The following is an 8110-nucleotide window of genomic DNA, read 5'->3' as shown; positions in this document are numbered from 1 at the left end:
GATGCCGATCATGGCGACGAGCCGGACGATGCCGATCGCGGCGACGAGCCGGCCCACCATCGCCCCGACCGGCGGCAGCGCCGGTGCGAGGAGAGCAAGGACAACCGTCACCGGTCACGCGACCGGTCCGAACACAGCCGGAGGTCAGCTGTGGCCGAACGTCCCCACAACATCCGGGCGACCGCCATCCTCGAACGCAGCTACGCCAACCGGGGCAACCACGCGCAGCGTGTGATCCCGGAGGCGCGCTCGGAGGAGAACCAGAACCGCTCCTACCGGGGCAGCCATCGCGCCGGCAGCATGCACCACGTCGACGACCAGACGCCGGATCAGCAGCGCAGCTCGCGGGTCGGCCGGCACCACGCCGACCACACCGAGGACCTCAGCGGCCGCTGGTGATCAGCTGCCGTCGAGGCGGTGGCGGTTGGCCTCGATCCAGGCGTCGATGGCGTCGGTGTCGTTGGGGTCGACGCCCTCGCTGATGAGCTGGGCCACCGCGGCCGTCGCCGGGCTGCGCTTCTCGCCGGTGGCGTAGAGCCGGGCGAACTCGGGGATCATCTCTTCCACCACCGTGTCGGTCTGCTCGGTGGCCGCCTCGGGCAGGTTGCGCCGGCGCAGCGCATAGGCCGACCAGGCCCGGGTCACCCGGGGCAGCATGGCCGCGTCGTCCATGTCGAGCACGGCGCGCCGGTGCACCCAGTCGAGCAGGAACAACCCCGCCACCGCCGGGCTCCACCGCACCGGGTCGGGGTCGGGCAGGCTCGCCGCGTGGTCGACGATCAGGCTCAGGCAGAAGTGCAACGACGCCAGCTCGTCGTCGGCGTGCACCCGGTCGAGCCCGAAGCGGGCCGCCTCGGGCGAGGCCAGGAAGTCGCGGACCAGGTCGGTGCTGCTGACCGCAGGCGGCTCGCTCAGGGGCGGCGTGCCGGCCGCGGGCAGCAGAGCCAGCCGTGCGCCGGCCAGCGCACGGTCGGTGGCCAGGGAGCCCTCGGACGGCAGGTCGGTCAGGCTGTCGGTGATTTCGAGGTGACGGTCGATCTCGCCCCGCAGCCGGCCCGGATCCTCCTCACGGAACCAGGTCAGCTCGTCCTCGCCGCACATCTGGCGGACCTGCTCGAGGATCCGCTCGGCCGAGGTGCCGACGAAGATGTCCTTCGCGATGCCGATGTTGTGGTCGACGAGCGCGACGACCGCGTGCTCGGGGCCGCCGTCGTCGATGTCGTCGTAGGCGAAGGTGACCAGATAGGACGTCTGGTCGCCGTAGACGTCGCCGTACGCGTAGTAGCCGGTGGGCCGGACCCGCCCGAGCTGGGTCGTCCACGCCGGCGCCTGTGCGCCCGGCCGCACCGCGGCCGCGCCCTCGGCGCCGGGTACGAGCGCCGCGAAGACCTGGCGGATCGTGGTGGCCGAGGCCGAGCGCCGGCGGGTGGTGGCGGCGAGGAAATCGCCGACGAAGGTGCGCAGAGCGGCGCCACGGTCGTCGTGGGCCACGGAGTAGACGCTGCCGAGCAGCGCGGTGCCGAGCATCTCGGCATCCAGCGCGCAGCTGAGTTTCGCGACGTCGCGGGCCGCGTGCAGGACCGCCTCGTACGGAGTCTGGGGGGCGGGCATGTCGCGAGCCTACCCGGCACGTTGCGTGGCGGGACTACTACGAACGCACGGTGCTCAAAGCTTCACGCGCCTGTGCGTACGCATTCAGCACCTCGCGGACCGGCGCCACCACGTATTCGCGTCCGACCTCGGTCACCGAGGCCCGCAGACGTTGCTCGGCCCTCTTCCGGGCGCGTCGCGCTCCCCACTCCACGGCCGGCCGCATGATCAGCCACAGCAGTACGCCGAGAAGCAGGCCGCCCACCAGCAGCAGGGTGGGCATCGGGACGTCGCCGACCTTCGGATTGTCCAACTCGGGCAGTCCGAGAATCCGGATCACGTAGCCGGCGGCGAGCCAGCCCAGCCCGAACACGGCGGCCGCGAGAAAGAGCCAGTGCAGGGCGCCGACGGCCCGCCACCAGAGTGGCGCCTTCTTCAGGCCGAGATCGGTGGTGCCGATGGCGCGGTCGAGCGCGTCGGGCAGGTCGGCCGACCGGGAGCGGGCGGCGTCGGCCAGTGCGGGCTTCCACACCTCGGGCAGCGGCGCCGCCGCCCGGCTGGACACCGCGCGGACGGCCAGACCGACCGCCGACTTCTGGGCCGCGTCGGCCTCGGGTAGCGAGGTGCGCGGAACGATGTCGGTGGAGACGGCGTTTGTCTCGGCCGGCTTGGTGTCAGCCGGTTGGGTGTCGAGGTGCAGGCGGCGCAGCGGGTCGGGACGGAGCCGGCGCAGACCGCGGGTCAGCGGCCAGCCGGTGGCGGCCGCGGCGCGGTGCCGGTAGGCCGCGGCGGAGGCGTCGGCGACCGCGCCCACCCCGGCCGAGGCGGCCAGCGCGTCGGTCAGCTGACGCACGGTGGCCCGGTCGACCTCGTCCTCGGCCGCGGGTGGCCCGATCATGGCGGTCAGCGGCTCGCTGATCGCGTCGAGGTCGCCGGTGACCCGGCGCAGCGCGGCCTGCCGCTCGGCGACCGTGGTCTCGAGCGACCCGCGCAGCTCGTTGAGCATGCCGGGCTGCTTGGCCGAGGTGGCCAGCACCGGCGCTTCGGCCAGCCCGTCCTCGCTGAGCAACCGCTTCAGGTCTTCGAGCACCAGTTCGGTGTCCTGCGTGGAGAGCCGGTCGGCCTGGTTGAGCACCACGACCGTGACCGCGGCGTGCGAGCGGAACTGGGACAGATAGGCCTGGTGCAGGATCCGGTCGCCGTACTTCTGCGGGTCGACCACCCAGACGATCAGGTCGACCAGGCCGAGCAGGCGGTCGACCTCGAGCCGGTGGCCGCGCTCGACCGAGTCGAAGTCGGGCAGGTCGAGCAGCACGAGCCCGCGCATGGCGGCCTCGTCGTCGCCGTCGAGCGCGCTCTCGCGCATGAAGCGGTGCCGCGGGAGCACGCCGACCCAGTCGAGCAGCCGGTTGGCCGGCTCGAGCGGGCCCCAGACACAGGCGTGAGCGACCCCGGTCGTCGGCCGGCGCACGCCGACCGGCGAGAGCTTGAGCCGGGCCAGGGCGTTGAACAGGCTGGATTTGCCGCTGCCGGTGCTGCCGGCGAGCGCGACGACGGTGTGGTCGCGCGACAGCGAGAGCCGGTTGCCGGCCCGCTCGACCAGCGTGTGGGCGGCCACCAGGCTGCTGTCGGGCAGATAGGGGTCGACCAGGCGCAGGAACCGGCCCAGCGCCTCGAGCCTCAGCACCAGCCGCTCGGCGTCCACCCGGTCGTCGCCCGCCATTGCCTCGCGCACCTTCTCGATCAGGCTCACGTCGTGCTTCCCGTCAACGCGAGTTCGGTACGGGCAGTCTCCACGGCCGCCGCGGCCTGGCGCAGCCGGGCCCCCGGTTCCTCGTCGAGGCCGACGGCGGCGAGCCGGTCGGTGAAGCGCGCGGCTTCCTCGTCGAACAGCTTGCCCGTACGCAGCAGGAGGTCCTCGCGGGCCTGGGTGGCCAACGTCCGGATCGCCTGGTCGCCGAAGATCGCCTCGAGCACCTTCTGGGCGGCGACGGCGCTGCCGGCGCCCGCGGCGAGCTCGAGCCCGGTGGGAATGAACGCGGTCGACGTGAACACGGCGATCATCACGGCCAGGCCGGCGCCGTTGACCGCGTAGGCCGCGCCCCGGGCGACCACCCGCTTCTCAGCACCTTCGGCCCGGACCAGGCCGAGCACCCACTGCTGCCAGTCGCGAACGAGGCGGTCGGCCCGCTCGGGCAGATCGGCCGCGGGGCGCTGCAGCTCGGGTTCGAGCAGGGCGGCGCCGGCCGGGTGGGCCTGCCAGGCCGCGTACGCCTGCTCGGCCGCGTCCGCCGCGATGCCGCGCAGCAGCGTGACCAGCTGCGACTCGAGCGCCACCTGCAGATTGCGGCCGGGCAGCGGGCGGCCGGTGAGCGCCGAGATGAACCGGTCGCGCATCTGGCCGACCTTGCTCTCGAGCGTCTTGAGAAATTCGCCGGTGCCGACGAACTCCTGCCATCGGGCCAGCACCTCGCCGCGCAGCAGGCGGCCGTCGCGTAGCCCTTCGGCCATGGTCTGGCGCCCGTTGCGGTAGGCCGCGGTGACCCGGTCGCCCAGGGCCTTGGCCGCCCGGGCCTGCTCGTCGGCGGCGTCGGCGAGACCGGCGACGGCCGGGCCCAGCGAGGTGATCGCGCCGTCGAGGGTCTGCCGCACAACCGCCGAGCGGGCGTTGCTGTCGGCGGCAAGCCGGCCGAACCAGTCGTGCAGCGGGCCGATGACCTCTTCGCTGATCAGCCCCTGGCCGTCGAGCCTGGTCTCGGGCAGCACGAACAGCGGCGCACCGCCCAGGTCGCGGACGTTCAGCATGTCCTGCAGGTGGGTGGCGACCTCGGCCGCGGCCTCGGCGGGCACCCGGTCGAGCACCAGCGCGATCACCGTGCCGCGGAGCCGGGCCGTGGTCAGCAGTTCCCACGGCACCGCGTCGGCGTAGCGGGCGGCTGTGGTGACGAAGAGCCACAGGTCGGCGGCGGCCAGCAGCTGGGCCGCGAGCTTGCGGTTGCGGTCGACCACCGAGTCGATGTCGGGCGCGTCGAGGAAGGCCAGGCCGGCGCCGAGGGCCGGGGCCGAGACGATCTGGAGCGCGGTCGCCTCGTTGCTGGGCTCGCGGGTGCGCACGAGGCCGGGCAGCAGCTGACCCTGCTGGAACCAGGGCAGGTCGGCCGGGTTGCTGACCAGCACCGGTGAGCGGGTCGTCGGGCGCAGCACGCCGGCCGTGCTGACGGGGGCGCGTACCAGGCTGTTGACCAGGGTCGACTTGCCGGCGCCGGTGGAGCCGCCGACGACGACCAGCAGGGGTGCGTCGAGCCGGGTCAGGCGCGGCACCAGATAGTCGTCGAGCTGGGTGACCAGGGCCGCGCCGATGCGCTGGGCCTCTTCGGCCGAGGGCATGACCAACGGGTACGCCGTCTCGCCGATCGCCACGCGCAGCTGTCCCAAGGCCTCGGCCAGGCGGTCGACGCCGGACGTGGGTTTGGCCAGCTCGAGGGCGGTCGACGGGGTGGTGGTCCGCGCGTCGGCCTCGCCCAGATCGGCGGGGCGTTTGTCGGGCGCGGACTCAGCGGGTTCCGGTTCCGGATGTGGCTGACGGGGCACGGCGGCTTCCGTACGCTCAGTGGGGTCCGCCGCTTCGGCGGTCGTCGAGCTGACCTGCTCTTTTTTACCCGCAGAGTCGTCTTGGGAAACCGTCTCGGGCTCTCGCGTGGCGGCGGGCGCGGCGGACAGGGCCGACGGACCGACCGCGTCACCGTGCGTCGTCACGGCTAAAGAGTGCCCGATCTATGCATGCAGGACAACAGATGCCGGTATGCCGTGACCGGACAGGTATCTACCGAACTGGTGACACCGCCGTGAACGACCGTAGTTGCGTCCGAGTGACTCAACTTCGACTTGACGATGTGCGAGCCCGTGGCATCATTGAGTCCGTTGCACTCAACCTTTTCTGAGCAACCCCGAAGCGAGGAAACAACCATGGCACGTGCGGTCGGTATCGACCTCGGCACCACGAACTCCTGCGTCAGCGTTCTGGAAGGAGGCGAGCCCACCGTAATCGCCAACGCGGAGGGCTCCCGGACGACACCGTCCATCGTCGCCTTCGCCCGCAACGGTGAGGTGCTCGTCGGTGAGGTCGCCAAGCGCCAGGCCGTGACCAACCCCGACCGGACCATTCGCTCGGTCAAGCGCGAGGTCGGCACGAACTGGTCGATCGACATCGACGGCAAGAAGTACACCCCGCAGGAGATCTCGGCGCGGGTGCTGATGAAGCTCAAGCGCGACTCCGAGGCGTACCTCGGCGAGACGGTCACGGACGCGGTCATCACCGTCCCGGCCTACTTCAACGACGCGCAGCGGCAGGCCACCAAGGAGGCGGGCGAGATCGCCGGCCTCAACGTCCTGCGGATCGTCAACGAGCCCACCGCCGCCGCTCTGGCGTACGGCCTCGACAAGGGCTCCAAGGAGCAGACCGTCCTGGTTTTCGACCTCGGCGGCGGCACCTTCGACGTGTCCCTGCTCGAGCTCGGTGACGGCGTCATCGAGGTCAAGTCGACCTCCGGTGACAACCACCTCGGTGGCGACGACTGGGACCAGCGGATCATCGACCACCTGGTCAAGACGTTCCGCGGCGAGCACGGCATCGACCTGGGCTCCGACAAGATGGCGCTGCAGCGTCTGCGCGAGGCCGCCGAGAAGGCGAAGATCGAGCTGTCGGCCGCGACGACCACCAGCATCAACCTGCCCTACATCACGGCCGGCCCCGACGGCCCGCTGCACCTTGACATGTCGCTGTCGCGTGCCGAGTTCCAGCGCATGACGCAGGACCTGCTCGACCGCTGCAAGGGCCCGTTCGAGTCGGCCATCAAGGACGCCGACGTCAAGCTGGCCGACGTCGACCACATCATCCTGGTCGGCGGCTCGACCCGTATGCCGGCCGTGGCCGACCTGGTCAAGAGCATCACCGGCAAGGAGCCCAACAAGGGCGTCAACCCGGACGAGGTCGTCGCCGTCGGCGCCGCCCTGCAGGCCGGCGTGCTCAAGGGCGAGGTCAAGGACGTCCTTCTTCTCGATGTGACCCCGCTGTCGCTGGGCATCGAGACCAAGGGCGGCATCATGCACAAGCTGGTCGAGCGCAACACGACCATCCCGGCCCACCGCTCCGAGGTCTACACGACCGCTGAGGACAATCAGCCGTCCGTGCTGATCCAGGTCTTCCAGGGTGAGCGCGAGATGGCCGCGTACAACAAGAAGCTCGGCACCTTCGAGCTCAGCGGCATCGCCCCGGCTCCCCGTGGCGTCCCGCAGATCGAGGTCTCGTTCGACATCGACGCCAACGGCATCGTGCACGTGTCCGCGAAGGACCTGGGCACGGGCAAGGAGCAGAAGATGACGATCACCGGCGGCTCCGCGCTGCCGAAGGACGACATCGAGCGCATGATGCGCGACGCTCAGGACCACGCGGACGAGGACAAGAAGCGCCGCGACGACGCGGAGACCCGCAACCTGGCCGAGCAGCTGCAGTGGCAGACCGAGAAGTTCCTGGCCGAGAGCGGCGACAAGCTGCCCGAGGACAGCAAGAACAAGATCGGCGAGGCGCTGGGCGAGCTTCGGGGCGCGCTGGGCGGCACCGACATCGAGAAGATCAAGGCTGCGCACGAGCGGCTGTCGCAGGTCTCCCAGGAGGCCGGCTCGCAGCTGTACTCGCAGGGTGACCCGGCTCAGGCCGCTGCCGGCGCCGGTCCCGAGGACGCCCCCGGCGCCCCGGGCGCGGGCGGCCCGAGCAGCACCCCGAACTCCGGTCCGGCCGCGGGCGGCGCTGACGACGTCGTCGACGCCGAGATCGTGGAGGACGACAAGAAGTGACCGCCGCGGACGACGAGAACGACGGTCAGACGACCGAACGGGTCGTCATCCGGGACCGCCGCAAGATTGACACCAAGGCCGAGCCCAAGGCCACCACGGCCAAGGGCAAGGCCTCGGTCGGCGCCCACCGGGCGGCTGATCCCGAGGAGGAGGCTCCGAAAGTGGAGGAGGAGTCGAAACCCGCTGACGAGCCCGTTGAGCAGCCCACTCTCGGCGCCGAACTGGAGGCGCTGCGGACCGAGCTCGACGAGCGGACCCACGACCTGCAGCGGGTGACCGCCGAATACGCCAACTACCGCAAACGGGTCGACCGTGACCGGGGCGCGGCCGCCGAGCAGACCACCGGCGCGGTGCTGACCGCGCTGCTGCCGGTGCTCGACGACATCGACCGGGCGCGCGAGCACGGCGACCTGGCCGGTCCGTTCGCCTCGGTGGCCGAGTCGCTGACCACGGCGACCGGCAAGCTGGGGCTCGTGGCCTTCGGCGAGAAGGGCGACCCGTTCGACCCCAACCGCCACGAGGCGGTGGCTCACCTGACGTCCGCGGACGTCGCCGAGCCGACCTGTGTCGAGGTCATGCGCCGCGGTTACACGCTGGGCGAGCGGCTTCTGCGACCGGCCCTGGTCGCGGTGGCCGACCCGGAGTGATCTCACACGTTCGTCCCGCC

Annotated in this window: 6 protein-coding genes; 3 read left to right on the top strand and 3 right to left on the bottom strand. The window is 71.6% G+C overall.

The genetic code is table 11. The annotated features are described in order from the left end of the window. Positions 1-150 precede the first annotated feature (150 nt). Positions 151-399 carry a hypothetical protein gene (locus KXC43_RS36870; RefSeq protein ID WP_221380856.1) on the top strand — a complete coding sequence of 83 codons (249 nt, stop codon included), beginning with the start codon at positions 151-153 and terminating at the stop codon, positions 397-399. Here the strand turns inward: KXC43_RS36870 and KXC43_RS36865 are convergent, their stop codons facing one another. Genes KXC43_RS36865 through KXC43_RS36855 form a run of 3 tightly spaced genes read right to left on the bottom strand, consistent with a single transcriptional unit; the run spans position 400 to position 5181 of the window. Beyond that, positions 400-1611 (bottom strand): hypothetical protein, encoded by a 1212-nt coding sequence (locus KXC43_RS36865; protein ID WP_221380855.1) that lies wholly within the window; start codon positions 1609-1611, stop codon positions 400-402. Positions 1612-1648: 37 nt separating this feature from the next. Beyond that, positions 1649-3313, bottom strand: a complete 1665-nt coding sequence (locus KXC43_RS36860) for a GTPase (RefSeq protein ID WP_221380863.1) — start codon at positions 3311-3313, stop codon at positions 1649-1651. 26 nt (positions 3314-3339) lie between these two features. Next, positions 3340-5181: an ABC transporter gene (locus tag KXC43_RS36855; RefSeq protein WP_438870936.1), complete on the bottom strand. Its 1842-nt coding sequence runs from the start codon at positions 5179-5181 to the stop codon at positions 3340-3342. 375 nt (positions 5182-5556) lie between these two features. On the opposite strand from KXC43_RS36855, the gene dnaK reads away from it, so the two are divergent. After that, positions 5557-7443 (top strand): molecular chaperone DnaK, encoded by a 1887-nt coding sequence (dnaK, locus tag KXC43_RS36850; RefSeq protein ID WP_221380854.1) that lies wholly within the window; start codon positions 5557-5559, stop codon positions 7441-7443. Beyond that, positions 7440-8090: a nucleotide exchange factor GrpE gene (grpE, locus tag KXC43_RS36845; protein WP_221380853.1), complete on the top strand. Its 651-nt coding sequence runs from the start codon at positions 7440-7442 to the stop codon at positions 8088-8090. Before dnaK ends, grpE begins: the two co-directional genes overlap by 4 nt. Positions 8091-8110: the final 20 nt, after the last annotated feature.

The organism is Paractinoplanes polyasparticus (assembly GCF_019710575.1).
GTDB classification, from domain to species: domain Bacteria; phylum Actinomycetota; class Actinomycetes; order Mycobacteriales; family Micromonosporaceae; genus Actinoplanes; species Actinoplanes polyasparticus.
Note: the sequence above shows the minus strand (reverse complement) of the source record. Positions and strands in the feature narration are given on the sequence as shown.